We start from the raw sequence: 17,666 nt of genomic DNA on the forward strand, positions 1-17,666 counted from the left end.
AAATATTTTTACTTTTCTGCATTCAACGAGATAAGAAAAGGATGTGATGTAATGGGATTCCCAAAAGTTGAGCGCTTGCTCATCAATTATAAAACGTTAGATGAATTCAAAAAATTTAAAGGGTGCGGAGCCCAGGAACTATCTATGCTGGAAGAATTGCAAGCAAACATTATTGAAAACGACAGTGAATCTCCATTTTACGGTATTTATTATGGCGGATCACTAATCGCACGTATGAGTCTATATATGAAAAGAAACGGCGGAGAACCATTCGAAATTACAGGTCCTTACCTAGAACTTTATAAACTTGAAGTATTACCAACTTTTCAAAAACAAGGATTCGGACAAATGCTTGTAAATCATGCGAAACAACTCCAATTTCCTATTAAAACGATAGCGCGTATTCATTCAGCTGGTTTTTGGGATAAATTAAATTTCAGCCCCGTATCAGTAACTGATGGAGATTTTTATATTTGGCATCCAGAAACAAATTTGAATGCGGTTACAAATGAAGAATCGGCTTAAGAAATAAAAAAAAACAGCTGTATAACAGCTGTTTTTTTATTTCTTAAGCTTCTCTAACTTCTCAGTCGAGCGAGCATTGTTTCTTTCCGCTACCATTACACTTCTTTTTTGATCGATATAATCAAGCAATGTTCTATACTCTTCCTCATATACTGATAATCGCTCCAGAAGACGCTCTCTTTCTGTTTGTAATGATTCAACTTGTTGTTGCAACACCGTTAAAGAGTTTTCATCTTTATAATTTTGCAAGAAATCAATAACATCATTCAACGTAATTGACGTAGGTTCTAACACTTTTGTCTCTTTCACTTCATAATTTTCTACTTTACGAAGTTGCTTCGCTTCCTCAATACGTTCTTTATATTGCTTTCTTACGTAAGAATTCCATCTAAATCCACATGCTGCTGGTGTACGAGATAAATTTTTCCCCACTTCCTTAAAGGCAGAAAGTTGTGTTCCACCTTCTCGAATATGCCGGAGTACTACTTCTGCCAGAAGCAAATCTTCATCATCAGTCCAAGCATCTTGTCTTGTTGTCGCCATTTCTCTAGTCCTCCCTATGCATTTTTTATTAAGCATATGCAGTTACTAGAAAAGATAGAATACAACAACTAAAGATTAAGACAAAAAAAATAAACGCAGAAGATATCTTCTGCGTTTATTTTCCCGCAATTACTTGCTGATTACTTCTTTACCTTTGTAAGTACCGCATGCTTTACATACACGGTGAGCTAATTTCGCTTCACCACAGCTTGGGCACTCTACCATACCAGGTACTGATAATTTGAAATGCGTACGACGCTTTCTTTTTACTGTTTTAGAAGTTCTTCTAAAAGGTACAGCCATTCTTCCCACCTCCTTAAAAGAAATAGTTATTTTCATATGAAGGCCTGAACCAGTCTTCCGATTATTTGTCAAAAAACTTTGCAAGTCCTGCCAATCTTGGATCAACAGTCTTTTCTTTGTCTTCTTCCGAAATCACTTGCCAGTCTTGACCTTGCGTCGGTGCTCCACCAGAAACATCATCACTGAAAATTTGCATTGGAATCTCCAAAAGTATATTTTCCTTGATTACGGGCAGTAAGTCAAGTACTTCTCCTTCTAAACAATGAATTTCAGCTTCAGTTTCAAATTCTTCTTGTGAAGTTTGGAACACCTCAGTTGTTTTAATGTCAAATGGTAATGTCACATCTACTAAAGAGCGAGAACATGGTAAAACCATGCTTCCAGTTATATGTAGATGAAACGTAAACTTACCGGAGCCAAAATCAACTCTTCCCGTTACATGAACAGGATTAATTTCACGAATATCTTTCTCGACCTCTTTTAGCTCACTTACATCTACCATCTCATCCAATGTCAATCCTTTATTTCTCAATTTATTCAATTGATGGATGGACCATTTCATATCATATCACCTCAAGGCAACAAACAAAATTATAGCTAGCCATTTTATATTTGTCAATGTTTTTTCTTTACACTATAATGAAGTCATCATAGTAAATAATATATAGAGTATCACGTTTTTCAAAAAGATGCTACATCGAAAGGAGAGATTACCATAAAAGCTGGTGGTATTGTTGTTGAATATAACCCTTTTCATAACGGTCACCTTTATCATGTGCAACAGACAAAAAAGTTAACACAATCCGATATAATAATTGCCGTTATGAGTGGTCCTTTTTTACAGCGTGGTGAGCCCGCACTCATTTCCAAATGGTATCGCACTAAAATGGCCTTAGCAAACGGCGTAGACCTTGTTGTAGAGCTTCCATACGTCTTTGCAACACAAAAGGCTGAAACCTTCGCAAATGGTGCTATTTCCATTTTAAATGCCCTACATGTTTCTGAAATTTGTTTCGGTAGTGAGGATGGACAAATCGAAAATTTTTATAATACCATCTCCGTACAAAAAAACGAAGAAGAGACTTTTAACTGCCTTGTAAAACAATTCATGGACGCTGGAAATAGTTATGCAAAAGCAACATCGGATGCTTTTTCACACATTTTAACATCCGAAAAAAACATAGATATGTCACAACCAAATAATATTTTAGGCTTCCAATACATTAAAGCAATTCTGTCACAAAATAGCTCTATACAAGCTCAAACTATAAAAAGATTCGCCTCTCATTATCATGATGAAACATTTAATGACCAACATATTGCAAGCGCGACAAGCATTCGGAAACAACTCTTTAGCGAAGAAGGATCATTTACAACAATTGAACCTTTTCTCCCACAGGCAACCACTTCGCTTTTAGCAAATTACAAACAAAACTACGGGATATTACATAATTGGGAACAATACTTTTCATTTTTTAAATATAAACTCATGACAATGTCTTCAGGAGACTTACGACATATATATGAAATAGAAGAAGGTTTAGAGCATCGTATTTTATCAAAAATACAAAACAGTTCCTCCTTCTATTCATTCATGGAAGCATTAAAAACAAAACGTTATACATGGACTAGACTACAAAGAGCTTGTACACACATTTTAACAAACACAACAAAAGAGGAAATACGTAGCGCAAATATAGAACAACATGCACCATATATCCGCCTGCTAGGCATGTCACAAAAAGGACAAACTTATCTTTCAAAAAACAAGAAAAAAATCGAACTTCCAATCCTTACTCATACAAAAACATTTGACCATGCTGCTTTAGATATAGAGAAAAAAGCAAACTCTGTATATTTCTCCATCATGCACGAACCGTTACGCACGCAACTATTAAAACAGGATATAACACACCATCCTATTCGCTATGATGAAACAACTACAAAATTCCTATAAAAAAACCTCTCTATTTCAGAGAGGTTTTTTCCTTATCCATCTTTTCTAAATATGTTAACGCATCATCCAGCGTATCCACTGGTACAATTTTCATTTTTGTTTTAATGTCCTTTGCAGTCTCAAGTGCATTTTTATAGTTCGATTTCTCCGCTCCTTTTTCATTTGGCGCAAAGAACACCTCAGCCCCAGCATCGCTAGCAGCCACCACTTTTTGATTTATACCACCAATCGGGCCAACTTCTCCTTTTTCATTAATTGTACCTGTTCCAGCTATTTCATGTCCTTTTGTTAAGTCTTCTTCCACAAGTTGATTATATATTTCTAATGTGAACATTAAACCTGCGGATGGTCCACCAATTTCATGAGAATTAATTTTCACTTTCGGATCGACCACTAATTCTCTTTCCGTAACGATAGAAACACCTATACCGACACGTCCATTCCCATTAGGAATCGTCTTTACATTTAAATTTTCTTTCAATTGTTTTCCATTTCTCATGTACTCAATACTTACAGCATCGCTTTCTTTTTTCCCAGTCATATATTCAATAAATTGCTCCGTCTTTTCAAATGTTTTTCCATCAACAGCTATAATAACATCACCAAGCTTAAGCTTTCCTTCTGACGGCATTCCTTTTGCCACACCAGCAACTAATACACCTTTATTTTCAAAAGAAACGGAGCGATTTGCACGTTTATATGCATTATAAATTGCTGCATTTTGTGAATCTTTCATCGCATAATTTTGGCGAAATTGATATTCTTCATCACTCTCACCTTTTTGCAATATTTCTTCCGCTTTTGAAATATGTGTATATTTATTAAACTGTGCCGCTATTAAATTCACCACATTTGCTGGTCCCATTGAAACCGTAACAAGCATAAAATCACCAGATTCTTTCGTTCCACCCTCAACTTGAACGTAAGGCTCTAATTTGGCAGCCATTCCTGGTTTTGTTACATAATACGGTAAACGCACGTAAACAAGTAACATCGCCAATATAACCCCTATTAAGATTGCATATATAAACCGAAAACGCTTAAACATTATGTTTCTCCTTCCACTGCTCAATTAATAAATAAATATTTGAAACATGTTTTTCCGCTTCTACTTCTCCAACTCGAATAATGTCTTCAATGTTTGTAAAAGCACGTGAACTAAATTGCTCTACAGCTGGTCGCATCATTAAATCCGATGCAATTTGCCGATTCATTACAAGCTCATGCTGCATAATTTCTATACTTTGCATGATTACGTCATAAATGGACGTAACATCGCCATTCACCTTAATTGGAGACACATCCACAGCGATAACAATATCGGCCCCTAATTCTTTCACAACCGATACTGGGATACGATCAATAACCCCACCATCCACTAATAATCGTCCATCTATTTTTTCTGGTACAAACACTCCAGGAACAGATATGCTAGCCCTCACCGCATCTGCAACTGGTCCACTTGTAAAAACCACTTTTTCCCCCTTCAATATGTCAGTAGCCACAACAGCCGTCGGGATATCTAACTCTTCTAAATTTTTATTATATGTAAACATTTTAATCATATCTTTGACACGTTTTCCAGCAATAAATCCCATTTTCGGTACCGTGAAATCTAAATAATACTTCCGCTTGAAAACAGATGCCAATTTATACAATCTTTCAACGTTACTACTTGCCGCATAAAACGTACCTATTAGCGCCCCCATACTACTTCCTGCAATCATATGAATAGGGATACCAGCTTCCCTTAAAACCTTTATTACACCAATATGAGCAAACCCTTTCGCTCCTCCAGACCCAAGTGCTAAACCAATCTTTGGTTCTTTCATTTTTCTCACCCTTTAATTTTTTTCATTCCTTTTTCATACTTATGGTCTAAATTCACTACGTATCCACGTATACTGAAATGAACGTTTTTTGGGACAAAGGGGGATTTACTTACATGTATGAAAAATGGAAAACCGCTTTCCTTACCATATCAACGCTTTTTTTAACCTTTTCTCTTGTACTCCACCCCCAAGCCGCTTTACAAGCTTCTATTCGCGGGTTAAATATATGGTGGGAAGTTGTATTCCCTTCACTACTACCGTTTTTCATCATTGCGGAACTTCTAATTAGTATCGGTGTTGTAAAATTTATTGGCGTTATATTAGAACCACTCATGCGCCCACTTTTTCGCGTTCCAGGGATAGGTGGATTCGTTTGGGCAATGGGAATGGCTTCAGGTTTCCCTGCAGGCGCCAAACTAAGCGCTAGACTACGAAAAAGCAACCTTTTAACTCAGATTGAAGCGGAGCGCCTCGTTTCTTTCACAAATTCTTCTAATCCACTTTTTATTTTCGGTGCTGTGTCTATCGGTTTTTTTAATAATCCAAAATTAGGGATTATATTAGCGGCTGCCCATTATTTAAGTAACTTTGCTGTCGGATTAATTATGCGTTTTTACGGCCATAATACCGCTTACAAAAATAATACACACACTACAAAAAAACGCCGCTTTCAAAACCCTTTTTTAATTCTTCACGAGACACGCTTACAAGAAAAAAGACCAATCGGTAAATTACTTGGGGATGCTATCGTTTCTTCTATTCAAACATTACTTATGATTGGCGGATTTATTATTTTATTCTCTGTGTTAAATAAAATGATTACTGTATTCCACATTACAGCAGCTCTTTCTTTTATTATGCAACATATTTTATCATTCTTCCAACTAAGTACAGATTTTAGTATACCTATATTATCAGGTGTTTTCGAAATGACACTCGGAAGCCAAATGATTAGTCAAATAAATGAAACACCCCTCTTACAACAAGCTATGGTAACAAGCTTCATTTTAGCATTTAGCGGTCTTTCTATTCAGGCACAAGTTGCTAGCATATTAGCTGAAACAGACATCCGATTTAAACCCTATTTTTTCGCACGAATTATTCAAAGTATTCTTGCCCCTATTTTTACATTTATATTTTGGACACCATTTTATGAGAAAGTAAGTTCTTTCTCACCTATGCAAAAAGATATTCCTGTATTTTTATCCAAGCATCCTTCTATACTACATGAAATTTGGACATCTTTTATACATTACGGACCAATTTTCACATTATTTTGTCTATATTTATATGTTATTTTATTATTTTTTCGCACGTATAAAGAAAAACCCCGTTCACTTTAACGGGGTTTGAAACTTTTCTTTTAAAGCACGCTCTACAATAGGAGGCACAAGATCTACTACACTCCCTCCATACCTCGCAACTTCTTTCACAATACTCGAGCTTAAAAATGAATATTGGTTGTTTGTCATAATAAAAAATGTTTCAATATTTTCATCTAATTTTCGATTCATAGAAGTAATTTGCATCTCATATTCAAAATCAGAAACTGCTCGTAAACCACGTAATATTGCATTTGCATTACGCATTTTTGCATACTCTACTAACAGCCCACTATGCGAATCTACTTTTACATTCGGGATATCCTTTGTCGCTTCTCGAATTAGTCCTAATCGCTCTTCAACTGAAAAGAATGGTTTTTTAGATGAATTGTTTAAAACGACTACGTACACCTCATCAAATACTTTTGCTCCCCTTTTAATAATATCCAGATGCCCAAGGGTAATTGGATCAAAACTTCCTGAAGAAATAGCTATACTTGTCATTCTGTCCCCTCACCTTCATACTTATAAATCGATATTGCAGTAATCCCATAATTCTCAGCTCGTACTTTTACAAGCTTTCCTATTGAATCAGGTAAAACTACATCATTACCATGCTCTGCCATAATTAATCCATCACTATGTAGCAATCCATGTTGATCCATTACACTAATTAAAGATACAATTTTTTGCTCTTTATATGGTGGGTCTATTAATATAAGATCGAATGACATTTCACGTTTTATAAGCGCCTTTACTGCACGTTCCGCATCATTTCGATACACTTCAGCTTGTTCCTGTATTCTACAACTTTCTAAATTTTGATGAATTACTTTTATCGCTTTACTATCCCTATCAACAAAAATCGCTTTATCGATCCCTCTGCTCAAAGCCTCAATTCCAAGGCCACCACTACCACCAAATAAATCAAGGGCGATACCACCATCAAAATAAGGACCTATCATATTAAAAATAGATTCTTTTACTTTATCTGTCGTTGGACGTGTTGTATTACCAGGAACCGCTTTAAGTGGGTGTCCTTTACATTTTCCTGAAACTACTCTCATCTGTTGTCACTACCTTTATTTCAATCTATCGAGCGATTATAGAAAGCCATTCCCACTTTGGTAACCGTTAACAAATTACATTCACCAAAATATTAGAAAACTCAGCATCAAATAACCACTCATTATTTTTATGTATTCATCTCATCATTCACTAATATGAATCCAATATGTATATTAGTTCCACTTTATCTTTTTTATCCTATCACAAAATAAAAAAAAGAAAAATAAAAAGCCTGACATAAAATTTAATTTCATTATGTATATCTTCATTTAGATTGGACATAAATAATTATAACAACATCACCTTCGATGTTGTTGCCAACCGCGGAGAAGACTTACGTTTCCCCATAAGTTCTTCCTCCGGTTTCTCCTCTCCCTTTGCCTTCTTACTAGTACATGCTAGTATAAGAAGGGCCCTGCTATGCAGGGTTTTTTTTCTTTGTGTGCTTTTCATTTAAAAAGTGAAATGGTACAGTAAAAGAAAGAGGAGGAAAAAATATGATTCAACGCTTTATAGAACTCGGAGAAGGCTACTCTGATTTATATGAATTACTTGAAATTGCCAAAACAAATCAAGAACGTATAGCACATATGTTACAATTTGAAACGATAAAAAACGATAAAAAAGTGTGTTCGCTTGTTGTAATATTAAAACCAACTACTACTGGTGATTTCCAACCATTATACATATGTCGTGAAGGCATTCCTGTATTTGAAAATAAAAAAAGTAAACGTGTCATTTTATTTGAAGAAACGGCAGAGCAACTCGGAAAAAAAGTGGCTACTTTTACTGTAAAGCCATCTACAACTTTCCCAGAAAAAGAACTATTTTTTAATCATTTAATTGGTATTTTACGAATGAACAATTTCATTCCTCCGATGAAATAACACTTTATTTCAATTAAAAAATCCCCCGCTAAATTTAGCAGGGGATTTTTTCTATTAGCTATAATCGTATTCTTTTGCTCGATCAGGACGGGAATTTTCAAATTCCGTTTTTAAATACGGGCGATACGACTGTTCTATCTTTTTCACAAAAGGAAGTTTGTTCAACTTATGCATCATATGCTCAATTTGTTCCATGTCACAATATACTACAGCATATTTTAATCGTTTTGATATGTAATGTATATTACCATATTTCCTTAAAATCTTGGCATGTTTCAATGAATGTAAATAAACAATCATACTTTGTCGTTGCCCGAACATAATCTTCTCCATCTTCTCCTTTTAAAAACATATATTTTATATTCTATGAAAACCAATCAGAAATTTATAACATTACAGGACAAACTCTGTATACGTTTTCTTCCAACTTCTAAAAAACGGGGTACATCACCCCGTTTTTTTACAACCACAACCTCCGCCAGTACCACAACCTCCACCACAGCCACCAGCATCAAAGAATGGATTTCCTGTTGGTACTTTAATGGAAGAAGACACTTCCGAACCGATTGCTACACTAACTTCATCTAATAACTTCTGCAAAGCAGTTTCTGCTCTTTTAAAAGCTGCAACCTTATCATGTAAGTCCACAGAACGCTTTAATTCTCTCATTTTCATCGATACGGTAGTGTAGTCAGGATGGTATTTTCCAAAGCGCTGTACTTCCTCATACCGTTCTTTCATCGCTGTAAATTGCTGAATTAACGTCTGAAGTTCTATATCTTCATGTAATTCTCTATAATACTTACGATAATCTTCTGCTATATCTGAACAGATAATCGCTTTTGCAAGCTGCTCTGCCTTATCTAATATTAATACGCTTTCTAGCGTCGCTACAATCATGAGAGACACCTCCGAGTATCCATCATACCACATTTAGATTAGAACTACTAATTGAAGTGACTTACTCAAAAGAAAGATATAATGAAACTATTTTCACACTATATCCGTACACACTTATACATTAATATGTTCCGCTATATTATATTTAAGAACATCCCATTTCCCACTATTTTGTTTCACATAACTAATACACGCATTTTTTAATGGTGTCTTAAATGTAATTTCATCTGGTTCAATGGCATGTAAAATTGCTTTTATCGCGTGTGAGTGAGCAACAATAATAATACGTTTGCCAAAATGAGTTGTTGCAACATCTTCTAAAGCAGCAAAGCAACGAGCTACAATCTCTTCATCTTGCTCCATACCTTCTACTTTACCCTCAGCAATCAACTCTCTAACAGTCGCAACTGGCTTCCCTGAAGCTTCTCCAAAATTCCGTTCAACAAATCGATCATCTAATAAAATCGATTGTAATCCAGCCGCCTTTGCGATTTCATTAGCCGTTTCTTGCGCTCTAATTAACGGGCTACTTATAATGATATCCCACGTTTCTTCTTGTAAAGCAGCTGCACTTTGACTCGCTTGCTTCTTACCAACTTCATTAAGCGGAATATCTTCTCGCCCCTGAATAATTTCTTGAAAATTCCAATCAGTTTGTCCATGTCGTACTAAACAAATTTCCGTCATGCTGCAACTCCTTTTTAAATAATCAATCTCTATTGTAACAAAAGTTCTGCATGACGGACATATTTTTCACTTGTAATTAGGTTGCATTTTGTTGCTTCATATACTGAAACATATCAATCATGATCGAAGCAACAGCCAATTGATTTTGAAATTTTTCCACTTTATCTGGTATTGTTTTTTTGAAATGTTGCATCGCCGCTAACTCAAAAGCCTCTTTTTCTTCAGGATTTCGTGTTAATTTTCTATACCAGTACGGTTGCTCTCTAATATAGCGAGATAAATCCTCATCAGCCTTTATAAACTCCATAATTTCTGCTCTCATCATCTTTCCCCCTAATCCTTTTGAAAGAAAAACGGGTTATTTTCTGAAGTACTTTGTTCTTGCTGCGTACGGTTACCTTGAAATTGCTGAATAACTTGTTGCACGCTCCCAATAGCACTCGTCACATTAGCTAAATGGTTCTGCATTTGTTCCACGTCCAACTTTTTAAAAAAAGAAAGCATTTGCCCCATCACATCAGCAGTTTTTTCCTCTTCAGTTCGATTATCTTTTTCTTTTTTATTTTCTTTTACCGAAGAAAACGCAGGCGCTCCATCCGATCTATAAGTTGCCCATATTGGATCTTCTTCACCAAGTAAGTACCATTCTTCATAAAATTGTTGCCAAGTTTTGTGACCATTTCTAACCTCATGAACCATTTTAGGGTGATGGTTTACAAATTCTTTAAACTGTTGAACCGATGGATGTAACGGCCCTTTTGTTGTTGGCATAATCCTCACCTCTCCATGTATATCTACTATATAGTAAGAAAAAAAAGGCGCATGGTTCGCCTATTTTTAGACGATTCATGCACCTTTTTTTCTGCTATTTGCATACGGTCAGATTCCCACCTACAATTCAGTGAATACGAAGTAACTAATTAGGTGATGTAACACCCCACCGCTTACAGTTTCGCTTTATTTTCGAATAAAGTTTTGTGTATAAAATTTATCGTATACACCAACACCTAATCCTGTAAATTGTTCATTTAATAAATTCTTTCTATGCCCCTCACTATTTAACCAACCTTGCACTGCCGCAATTCCATCACTATGTTGCGCCGCTATGTTCTCACCAGCAAGTTGAAATCCTACTTTCCCGCGCTGCAAACGATCTCCTAGCGTACCTAATGTAGGTGAGTCATGAGAAAAATAATTATTGTCTTTCATATCTTTACTGTGACCAACAGCAACATCTGCCGTTTCCTGATCCCATGTTAATAATGGTAATTTATGACGACTTCGAATGATATTTGTTAAATCAAAAATTTGTTGCATATTCCCATTTTCTACTTGTTTTATCTTTTCTGGAGTCAATGGTTGTTCTGCTATTAATTCACCTGAATAAACGAGCTGATATGGTCTTTGGCGTAATAAAGTTTCATCATCCATATAACGAACACCCACAAGCTCATGTGTAAATTGATCAAAATACAATTGCGCCCATCCATCTTCTACAGGTATTAACGGTTGTTCCATGACTTCGGTATCAGATAGTTCAAATTGATAACTATTTTTCCCTCTTTTTAATGAAATTTCATGCGAAAGCGGACTTTTTTTATATACTTCTTCATATTTTTCATTTATATAATAAGGTGGAACCTTAACTTGTTCACCAGCAGCGTACGCCGTTATAACTTTACGTTCAGAAACTCCGAATTGAACATACTGAGTTAAATCCTGATTGTATACCCACCATTCATATCCGTATGCAGATGGCTCTATTCGAGAGGGTTCTCCCCACTTCGCTAATAAATTTTCAGAGTCTTCACCAATCATATTTAAAACAGTGTCTGAGGAGTCTTCCTTAATTTGCTTTTTCTTTTTCACAATTTTATTTTCTTGCTTTGATTGAGATGGGGTTAATATATATTGTGAAACGAGTAATTTCCCGTATAAATCAACAGCTAAAATTAAAATTGTAATCATTACGATACGCAATAATTTCTTCAAACGATATACCTCCTGAACAAAACATAAAATTGAGATATACACAAATCCTTTTCTTTCTTTTTGTGTGTACCGTACTCTTTTCACTATATCATATTTTTGTGAAAAAAGTCTGGATTATCCCTTTTCTCTCAATATGAATTGCACTTTCTTATTATTCATACTATTATAAAAATAATGGTGTAACATTAAAAAAGGAGGTATTATATGCAATTTACAAATACGAAATTTAATGGAGCCGTCGTTGAATTAACTCTTTTAACTGAAATCATGGAAAACAACCACTTCGTACTTGCTGGACAGTGGGATTATGAACGGGTTACATACGATTATAAATTTGAAATATTAAAGGATGTTTATTATTTGCGAGTGCAAGGCGTTGCTGTTGAAGGTGACATTGGCAGTAGACACGCTGAAGTAAAACTACTCCCTCCCTTATTAGGAAAACATTATTATCCTCACGGCGTTGAATATGGCGATGATGAGACTTTCCCAACGAATGTACTTCAAAAAAGTGAACAACTCCTACAAAATGTCGAAAAAGAGTTAAAGGAACTTCAAATTATTGATTAACAAAAACAAGCGCATCAATATGATGCGCTTGTTTTTTCCCTCCCCTAAGAATGAATCGTTTTTTTTACTGGATATCCATAAATAGATCCATCTTTTACTTTAATCTCATCTTCCCAAGGAACCTTATATTTACCTTCAGCTAAATCTTTTACAAACGTATATGGATTTTCTTTCACCCCACCAGGAGTTGCTACATATCCTCTTGAACCTAGATTATATATATTATTTTCTAATCCCCATCCTAATCTAGCCTGATCTGCTAGTTCTGGATATACTTCAGCAGTAACAATCTCCCAAGGATTTCGATGCCCCTGTACTAAAGTAGCCCCATCAAAATTACATACTTGTCCTTCACCAAAGTAATAAAATACACCATCATAACCCGCTAAGTTTACCGACAATGTATACATTAAATTCTGCCATGCATTTGAACGATTGGTTAGCATCCATTGTTCACTAACTTGTGTGCTATACCCAGAAATACGAATCAAGACATTTGCACCTTTATAGGCCGCTTCACGAGCTACTTCAGGGAACATGCCATCATGACAAATACAAACAGCTAATTTACTTCCTCCAGGTCCATCACAAACAGGTAAGCCTAAATCTCCAGCTTTCCAAGGCTCGACTGGCACCCAAGGATTTAGCTTACGATACTTCAAAATCATTTCACCTTGTGGATCAATAATAACTGCTGTATTATATGGCTCTCCACCATCAGGGTTTTTTTCCATTATTGAAAAAACACCATATACTTTAGATTCCTTACACGCCTCAGCAAATAAGTCTGTTTCTGGCCCAGGCACTGTACATAAAAATTCTTCTGTAGTCCATTTTTTTGTATTGAGCCCTTGTGTACTATATTCAGGAAATACTATCAATTCTAATCCAGGGTAACCTGATTTGGTCGAATGAATTGTTTTTATGATTTGTTGAATTTGTTTATCAATGTCTGCACGTGACTCTACTACTGGTACTGGATATTGAATTAGCGCTGTCAAAAAACCACTAATCGGCTTTACCATACTTCCACTACTACCCATTTAAATTCCCCCTTAAAATAGTTCGTGTTTATTAAAGATAACAATATATTTTTGTAACTCTCTAAAAAACTTGCACCACATATGGAATTATAACGCATGAAAGCTAGTAGTAAATTTTATATCCACTTTTAGTACACGCCTACACTAACTTAACATAAATAATTAGAAAATTCAATCTTTCATGAAAAACTAAAACTAAGTAAAAAAAGCGTATGGAATCCCATACACTTTTTTTACTTAGTTTGTAAATACGGCGGCAATTGTTGCAACTGCTCCTTATCCTTTTCACGTTCTCTACGTGCCCATCTAAAGAATACATAGCCTATAATTGTACCGTACACTATTTCCTGGACAATTTTCATTATGATACCACCAGTTTGCTGGTCTTGTACTACTGGCATCCAGTGCAAAAATTCCGGTCCCGTTATATTTAAATCTGATAAAGTGCCCGCTGGTACACATAGTTCCATCGCTTTCATCCAAGCAGCCGGATCCGTATACGTTGCAAATAACGGGGCTGTCGCAAAAATTATTAACGCACAAGCTGGCGTTAATAATATACCATTAGCAAACATGTAACCAAGTTTCTTTATATCACTTAACGTTTGATATTCTGGTAATGGATTTAACATCGGCCACCACATCATGATTGCTGTAAAAAACAATATAGCGAGACAAATAGGATGAGCAATTTGACTTTGTTTTACCGTATCAAAAACAACTGGTAAATGATAAAAAGAAAACAGGCCGTTAAATACAAACAACGCAATAAGTGGTTTAGCAAATACCTTTAATATAATTTGAACGAACTTAAAAGAAGTAATGTAACGATATAACCAAGTTGGTATACCAAGCAACAGTAACGGTGGAACTGCAATATACATGACTGCCATTTCAAACATATGAGCACTAAATATAATATGGCCAATTAAATCAATAGGCCCTCCCTTTACAAAATACAAAAGAACAATACCAGTCGTAAAATAAAAAATTTGCTTCTTACTTACCTTCGTCGCATTTTCAAATCGCATTCTATAAGGTCCAATAATTAAGAAGTACCCAATAAGAATCGAAAGCATAAATAATAAAAAAATTGGACTCCATAAAGCCTGAAAACCAAATATCCACAAGTTACTCATTTTCACACCTACCTTCGTAAGGTTATCCCATAATATGAAGAGGGAGCTGTGACAACACAAGCTCCCTTATATTTCACTTTTCAAATCCACACAATTGTCATAAAAGCTAAAATTGTAATTAACCCTATTAGCAGGCCAGAGTAAAGAAAGAAACTTGCTGCTTCATGTCCTTTATGGCTCATATGCATAAAATAATACAATTGAAAAATTACTTGTACCACTGCTAATAGTAAAATAAATGGCACAGAGAAAGTCGGACTAAAAGTTTTTGGATACGCCACTGCTACAAATGCAACTAATGTTAAAAAAATCATTAATGCAAACGTAATAACTTGATGCTTCATTTCCTCCGCACTTTTTCTCTTCCGATAAACAAGATCAACTTTAGGATTATTTGTTTGCTTTATCGCCATTGTTTATCCCACCATTCCCATTAAATATACTACAGTGAAAATAAACACCCAAACTACGTCAATAAAGTGCCAATAAATTGATGCAACATAAAACTTCGGTGCATTGTATAAATTTAGACCTCTCTTCGCATTTCTAAAGATTAATGTTAAAATCCAACACAACCCAAACAATACGTGGAGTCCATGTGTACCAACAAGAGCATAAAATGCAGAGCCAAACGCACTACTTCTCATAGTATGCTTAAATTCATGTGTATAATGATAAAACTCATATATCTCAAACCCTAAAAATCCTAAACCTAGCAATACAGTTACTAGTAACCAAAGTTGCATTTTCTTAAAGTTAAAGTTTTTCATGTGATACATCGCATATACACTTGTTAAGCTACTCGTTAATAAAAGCATCGTCATAATGAAAACGAGTGGCATTTGGAACATTTCTTGAGATGTTGGTCCACCATTTGTAGAATTCTTTAATGCTAAATATGTTCCGAATAAGGAAGCGAACAACACTGTTTCGCCTCCAAGAAATAACCAAAAACCGACAAACTTATTTTTCCCTTCAAGGGTTGCTTTTTCAGGCTCTGCTGGAAATGTTTCATTCGTTAATTTTTCATCTACATGCATTATGCCTTGCCCCCCTTATCATCTAAATCTTCCTTATGAATATGGTATCCATGATCATCGATTACTGAACGTAGGAACATTGCGCCAAATGTAATGATTAAACCAATAATTGCTACTAATAACCAGAACTTATCTTTTCCGCCCTGCATATACATTGCACCAAATGCCGCTATAAACAATCCCAAAGAAATGACAAATGGTGAAAACGAAGGATTTGGCATATGAATATCACCAATTGGTTCCGCTGCTGTCATCTCTTTATTACCTTCACGTTTTTCAATCCAAAACGGATCTAATCCGCGAACAAATGGTAGTTGTTTAAAGTTATATTCTGGTGTCGGTGCTGGCATCGTCCATTCTAATGTACGTGCATCCCACGGATCACGACCAGCTTTTTCTTTTGATACTGTCGTTTTAATTACATTGAATAGAAGAACAATCGTCCCAAGAGCCATAAACACCGCTCCGATAGAACTAATCATATTCCCCATTTCCAACCCTTGCCCTTCAAGATATGTGTAGTAACGGCGTGGCATACCAATCAAGCCAAGGAAATGCTGAATAAAGAACGTTAAATGGAAACCAATAAAGAATAGCCAAAACGTTATCTTTCCTAATGTTTCATTTAATACTTTATTAAACATCAGTGGCCAATAATAATGAGCTCCTGCAAGTAAACCAAATACAACACCGCCAACGATTACATAATGAAAATGTGCTACTACGAAATAATTATCATGAAATTGATAATCAGCTGGTGCAGATGCTAGCATAACCCCTGTAACTCCACCCATGACGAATGATGGAATGAAAGCTACTGCCCACATCATTGGTGTCGTAAAACGAATACTTCCGCCCCACATTGTAAAGAGCCAGTTGAATATTTTGATACCAGTCGGAACCGCAATCGCCATTGTTGCAACTGAGAAAATAGCATTAGCAACTGGACCAAGTCCAACAGTAAACATATGATGCGCCCATACCATAAATCCTAAAAATCCAATTAATACAGTCGCAAACACCATCGATGAATAACCAAACAATCGTTTTTTCGAAAATGTCGCGAAGATTTCTGAGAATATTCCGAAAGCTGGGAGTATAAGAATGTATACTTCTGGATGACCGAAAATCCAGAATAAATGCTCCCATATAATTGTATTCCCACCCAATGCTGGATTAAAGAAACTTGTTCCAAATAAACGATCTAACATTAAAAGTCCTAATCCTACAGTTAACGGTGGAAAAGCGAATAATATAAGCGAAGATGTTACAAATGTCGTCCATGTAAACATCGGCATACGCATATACGTCATTCCTGGCGCACGCATATTAATAATGGTGACAAGGAAGTTAATCCCTCCAATTAATGTACCAATACCTGAGATTTGCAAACCGAGTACATAGAAATCAACACCATGACCTTTAGAAGCTAAAGCTAAAGATGCATAAGATGTCCATCCTGCATCAGGTGCTCCACCTAAAAACCAACTTAAATTTAAAAATACTCCACCAAAGAAAAATAACCAAAATCCGAGTGAATTCAAAAACGGGAACGCTACATCACGTGCACCAATTTGAAGTGGTACAGCGGCGTTCATAAATGCAAACACGAGTGGCATAGCTGCGAGGAAAATCATTGTTGTACCGTGCATCGTCAATACTTGATTATAAGCATCCCCAACAAGAAAAGCGTTGTTAGGAATCGCTAATTGAAGGCGAATAAATAGAGCTTCTATTCCGCCTATTACAAAAAACAATCCACCTGCAATTAAATAGAGAATGGCAATCTTTTTATGGTCTACTGTCGTTAAATAATCCCATATGACAGCACCCATCCCCTGTTTTTTTGCTACAGAAC

23 protein-coding genes are annotated in these 17,666 nt (G+C 35.6%); 5 read left to right on the forward strand and 18 right to left on the reverse strand.

The window, feature by feature from the left end:
* Nucleotides 1-51 precede the first annotated feature (51 nt).
* The gene (locus tag OXT04_RS07000; RefSeq protein ID WP_000506690.1) at nt 52-525 is read left to right on the forward strand and encodes an N-acetyltransferase; all 474 of its coding nucleotides are present in this window, start codon (nt 52-54) and stop codon (nt 523-525) included.
* A 36-nt stretch (nt 526-561) separates the two neighbouring features.
* Here the strand turns inward: OXT04_RS07000 and OXT04_RS07005 are convergent, their stop codons facing one another.
* The 3 genes from OXT04_RS07005 to OXT04_RS07015 all read right to left on the reverse strand — a co-directional run bounded on the left by OXT04_RS07005 (nt 562) and on the right by OXT04_RS07015 (nt 1,933).
* Nucleotides 562-1,068 carry an RsfA family transcriptional regulator gene (locus OXT04_RS07005; protein WP_000246469.1) on the reverse strand — a complete coding sequence of 169 codons (507 nt, stop codon included), beginning with the start codon at nt 1,066-1,068 and terminating at the stop codon, nt 562-564.
* A gap of 129 nt (nt 1,069-1,197) precedes the next feature.
* The gene (gene rpmF / locus OXT04_RS07010; protein WP_001984764.1) at nt 1,198-1,371 is read right to left on the reverse strand and encodes a 50S ribosomal protein L32; all 174 of its coding nucleotides are present in this window, start codon (nt 1,369-1,371) and stop codon (nt 1,198-1,200) included.
* 61 nt (nt 1,372-1,432) lie between these two features.
* Nucleotides 1,433-1,933: a YceD family protein gene (locus OXT04_RS07015; RefSeq protein ID WP_000872146.1), complete on the reverse strand. Its 501-nt coding sequence runs from the start codon at nt 1,931-1,933 to the stop codon at nt 1,433-1,435.
* A gap of 213 nt (nt 1,934-2,146) precedes the next feature.
* Between OXT04_RS07015 and OXT04_RS07020 the strand changes: the two genes are divergently transcribed.
* The gene (locus OXT04_RS07020) at nt 2,147-3,328 is read left to right on the forward strand and encodes a nucleotidyltransferase (protein WP_025118125.1); all 1,182 of its coding nucleotides are present in this window, start codon (nt 2,147-2,149) and stop codon (nt 3,326-3,328) included.
* Nucleotides 3,329-3,338: 10 nt separating this feature from the next.
* Here OXT04_RS07020 and OXT04_RS07025 read toward each other — a convergent pair whose 3' ends face one another.
* Entirely contained in the window at nt 3,339-4,376 is a 1,038-nt protein-coding gene (locus OXT04_RS07025; RefSeq protein ID WP_000476299.1) for a SepM family pheromone-processing serine protease, read from the reverse strand.
* Entirely contained in the window at nt 4,369-5,160 is a 792-nt protein-coding gene (locus tag OXT04_RS07030; RefSeq protein ID WP_000662590.1) for a patatin-like phospholipase family protein, read from the reverse strand. Before OXT04_RS07030 ends, OXT04_RS07025 begins: the two co-directional genes overlap by 8 nt.
* A gap of 113 nt (nt 5,161-5,273) precedes the next feature.
* On the opposite strand from OXT04_RS07030, the gene ylbJ reads away from it, so the two are divergent.
* Nucleotides 5,274-6,503 carry a sporulation integral membrane protein YlbJ gene (gene ylbJ / locus OXT04_RS07035; RefSeq protein WP_000273089.1) on the forward strand — a complete coding sequence of 410 codons (1,230 nt, stop codon included), beginning with the start codon at nt 5,274-5,276 and terminating at the stop codon, nt 6,501-6,503.
* Here ylbJ and coaD read toward each other — a convergent pair.
* Both coaD and rsmD read right to left on the reverse strand, forming a co-directional pair.
* A complete protein-coding gene (gene coaD, locus OXT04_RS07040; RefSeq protein WP_097822638.1) occupies nt 6,495-6,986 on the reverse strand; it encodes a pantetheine-phosphate adenylyltransferase in 492 nt (163 codons plus the stop codon). The two genes, ylbJ and coaD, sit on opposite strands and share 9 nt — an antisense overlap.
* Nucleotides 6,983-7,549: a 16S rRNA (guanine(966)-N(2))-methyltransferase RsmD gene (gene rsmD, locus OXT04_RS07045; RefSeq protein ID WP_001266976.1), complete on the reverse strand. Its 567-nt coding sequence runs from the start codon at nt 7,547-7,549 to the stop codon at nt 6,983-6,985. Before rsmD ends, coaD begins: the two co-directional genes overlap by 4 nt.
* A 498-nt stretch (nt 7,550-8,047) precedes the next feature.
* Here rsmD and OXT04_RS07050 point away from each other — a divergent pair, with 498 nt between their 5' ends.
* Nucleotides 8,048-8,437, forward strand: a complete 390-nt coding sequence (locus OXT04_RS07050) for a DUF7147 family protein (protein ID WP_000616017.1) — start codon at nt 8,048-8,050, stop codon at nt 8,435-8,437.
* Between the two features lie 54 nt (nt 8,438-8,491).
* Here the strand turns inward: OXT04_RS07050 and OXT04_RS07055 are convergent, their stop codons facing one another.
* The 6 genes from OXT04_RS07055 to OXT04_RS07080 all read right to left on the reverse strand — a co-directional run bounded on the left by OXT04_RS07055 (nt 8,492) and on the right by OXT04_RS07080 (nt 12,016).
* A complete protein-coding gene (locus tag OXT04_RS07055) occupies nt 8,492-8,758 on the reverse strand; it encodes a YlbG family protein (protein ID WP_002082261.1) in 267 nt (88 codons plus the stop codon).
* A 126-nt stretch (nt 8,759-8,884) separates the two neighbouring features.
* Entirely contained in the window at nt 8,885-9,337 is a 453-nt protein-coding gene (locus OXT04_RS07060) for a YlbF/YmcA family competence regulator (RefSeq protein ID WP_000634361.1), read from the reverse strand.
* A gap of 114 nt (nt 9,338-9,451) precedes the next feature.
* Nucleotides 9,452-10,024: a histidine phosphatase family protein gene (locus tag OXT04_RS07065; protein ID WP_000134944.1), complete on the reverse strand. Its 573-nt coding sequence runs from the start codon at nt 10,022-10,024 to the stop codon at nt 9,452-9,454.
* 76 nt (nt 10,025-10,100) lie between these two features.
* Nucleotides 10,101-10,346 carry a YlbE-like family protein gene (locus OXT04_RS07070; protein ID WP_001200990.1) on the reverse strand — a complete coding sequence of 82 codons (246 nt, stop codon included), beginning with the start codon at nt 10,344-10,346 and terminating at the stop codon, nt 10,101-10,103.
* Nucleotides 10,347-10,357: 11 nt separating this feature from the next.
* Entirely contained in the window at nt 10,358-10,795 is a 438-nt protein-coding gene (locus OXT04_RS07075; RefSeq protein WP_267414062.1) for a YlbD family protein, read from the reverse strand.
* A gap of 186 nt (nt 10,796-10,981) precedes the next feature.
* On the reverse strand, nt 10,982-12,016 hold the full coding sequence (locus OXT04_RS07080) for a CAP domain-containing protein (RefSeq protein ID WP_000735387.1): 1,035 nt from the start codon (nt 12,014-12,016) through the stop codon (nt 10,982-10,984).
* Nucleotides 12,017-12,220: 204 nt separating this feature from the next.
* On the opposite strand from OXT04_RS07080, the gene OXT04_RS07085 reads away from it, so the two are divergent.
* Complete coding sequence (locus OXT04_RS07085) at nt 12,221-12,586, forward strand: YugN family protein (protein ID WP_001160948.1); 366 nt, start codon at nt 12,221-12,223, stop codon at nt 12,584-12,586.
* 44 nt (nt 12,587-12,630) lie between these two features.
* Here the strand turns inward: OXT04_RS07085 and OXT04_RS07090 are convergent, their stop codons facing one another.
* The 5 genes from OXT04_RS07090 to ctaD form a co-directional block, all read right to left on the reverse strand.
* Complete coding sequence (locus OXT04_RS07090) at nt 12,631-13,629, reverse strand: formamidase (RefSeq protein ID WP_267414063.1); 999 nt, start codon at nt 13,627-13,629, stop codon at nt 12,631-12,633.
* 233 nt (nt 13,630-13,862) lie between these two features.
* Nucleotides 13,863-14,768 (reverse strand): cytochrome c oxidase assembly factor CtaG, encoded by a 906-nt coding sequence (gene ctaG, locus OXT04_RS07095; RefSeq protein ID WP_000069031.1) that lies wholly within the window; start codon nt 14,766-14,768, stop codon nt 13,863-13,865.
* A gap of 80 nt (nt 14,769-14,848) precedes the next feature.
* Nucleotides 14,849-15,181, reverse strand: coding sequence for a cytochrome c oxidase subunit IVB (gene ctaF, locus OXT04_RS07100; RefSeq protein ID WP_000985703.1), 333 nt, complete (start codon nt 15,179-15,181; stop codon nt 14,849-14,851).
* Between the two features lie 3 nt (nt 15,182-15,184).
* Nucleotides 15,185-15,808, reverse strand: a complete 624-nt coding sequence (gene ctaE, locus OXT04_RS07105; RefSeq protein WP_000557861.1) for a cytochrome c oxidase subunit III — start codon at nt 15,806-15,808, stop codon at nt 15,185-15,187.
* Nucleotides 15,808-17,643: a cytochrome c oxidase subunit I gene (ctaD, locus tag OXT04_RS07110; protein WP_176528369.1), complete on the reverse strand. Its 1,836-nt coding sequence runs from the start codon at nt 17,641-17,643 to the stop codon at nt 15,808-15,810. Before ctaD ends, ctaE begins: the two co-directional genes overlap by 1 nt.
* Nucleotides 17,644-17,666 lie beyond the last annotated feature (23 nt).

Source organism: Bacillus sp. GC_Bacil_1 (assembly GCF_026540675.1).
In the GTDB taxonomy this organism is placed as follows: domain Bacteria; phylum Bacillota; class Bacilli; order Bacillales; family Bacillaceae_G; genus Bacillus_A; species Bacillus_A cereus.

Coding starts and splice junctions, on each gene's coding strand:
- OXT04_RS07000 (WP_000506690.1), top strand. CDS start 52: ATGGGATTCCCAAAAGTTGAGCGCTTGCTCATCAATTATAAAACGTTA.
- OXT04_RS07005 (WP_000246469.1), bottom strand. CDS start 1,068: ATGGCGACAACAAGACAAGATGCTTGGACTGATGATGAAGATTTGCTT.
- rpmF (WP_001984764.1), bottom strand. CDS start 1,371: ATGGCTGTACCTTTTAGAAGAACTTCTAAAACAGTAAAAAGAAAGCGT.
- OXT04_RS07015 (WP_000872146.1), bottom strand. CDS start 1,933: ATGAAATGGTCCATCCATCAATTGAATAAATTGAGAAATAAAGGATTG.
- OXT04_RS07025 (WP_000476299.1), bottom strand. CDS start 4,376: ATGTTTAAGCGTTTTCGGTTTATATATGCAATCTTAATAGGGGTTATA.
- OXT04_RS07030 (WP_000662590.1), bottom strand. CDS start 5,160: ATGAAAGAACCAAAGATTGGTTTAGCACTTGGGTCTGGAGGAGCGAAA.
- ylbJ (WP_000273089.1), top strand. CDS start 5,274: ATGTATGAAAAATGGAAAACCGCTTTCCTTACCATATCAACGCTTTTT.
- coaD (WP_097822638.1), bottom strand. CDS start 6,986: ATGACAAGTATAGCTATTTCTTCAGGAAGTTTTGATCCAATTACCCTT.
- rsmD (WP_001266976.1), bottom strand. CDS start 7,549: ATGAGAGTAGTTTCAGGAAAATGTAAAGGACACCCACTTAAAGCGGTT.
- OXT04_RS07050 (WP_000616017.1), top strand. CDS start 8,048: ATGATTCAACGCTTTATAGAACTCGGAGAAGGCTACTCTGATTTATAT.
- OXT04_RS07055 (WP_002082261.1), bottom strand. CDS start 8,758: ATGTTCGGGCAACGACAAAGTATGATTGTTTATTTACATTCATTGAAA.
- OXT04_RS07060 (WP_000634361.1), bottom strand. CDS start 9,337: ATGATTGTAGCGACGCTAGAAAGCGTATTAATATTAGATAAGGCAGAG.
- OXT04_RS07065 (WP_000134944.1), bottom strand. CDS start 10,024: ATGACGGAAATTTGTTTAGTACGACATGGACAAACTGATTGGAATTTT.
- OXT04_RS07070 (WP_001200990.1), bottom strand. CDS start 10,346: ATGAGAGCAGAAATTATGGAGTTTATAAAGGCTGATGAGGATTTATCT.
- OXT04_RS07075 (WP_267414062.1), bottom strand. CDS start 10,795: ATGCCAACAACAAAAGGGCCGTTACATCCATCGGTTCAACAGTTTAAA.
- OXT04_RS07085 (WP_001160948.1), top strand. CDS start 12,221: ATGCAATTTACAAATACGAAATTTAATGGAGCCGTCGTTGAATTAACT.
- OXT04_RS07090 (WP_267414063.1), bottom strand. CDS start 13,629: ATGGGTAGTAGTGGAAGTATGGTAAAGCCGATTAGTGGTTTTTTGACA.
- ctaG (WP_000069031.1), bottom strand. CDS start 14,768: ATGAGTAACTTGTGGATATTTGGTTTTCAGGCTTTATGGAGTCCAATT.
- ctaF (WP_000985703.1), bottom strand. CDS start 15,181: ATGGCGATAAAGCAAACAAATAATCCTAAAGTTGATCTTGTTTATCGG.
- ctaE (WP_000557861.1), bottom strand. CDS start 15,808: ATGCATGTAGATGAAAAATTAACGAATGAAACATTTCCAGCAGAGCCT.
- ctaD (WP_176528369.1), bottom strand. CDS start 17,643: ATGGGTGCTGTCATATGGGATTATTTAACGACAGTAGACCATAAAAAG.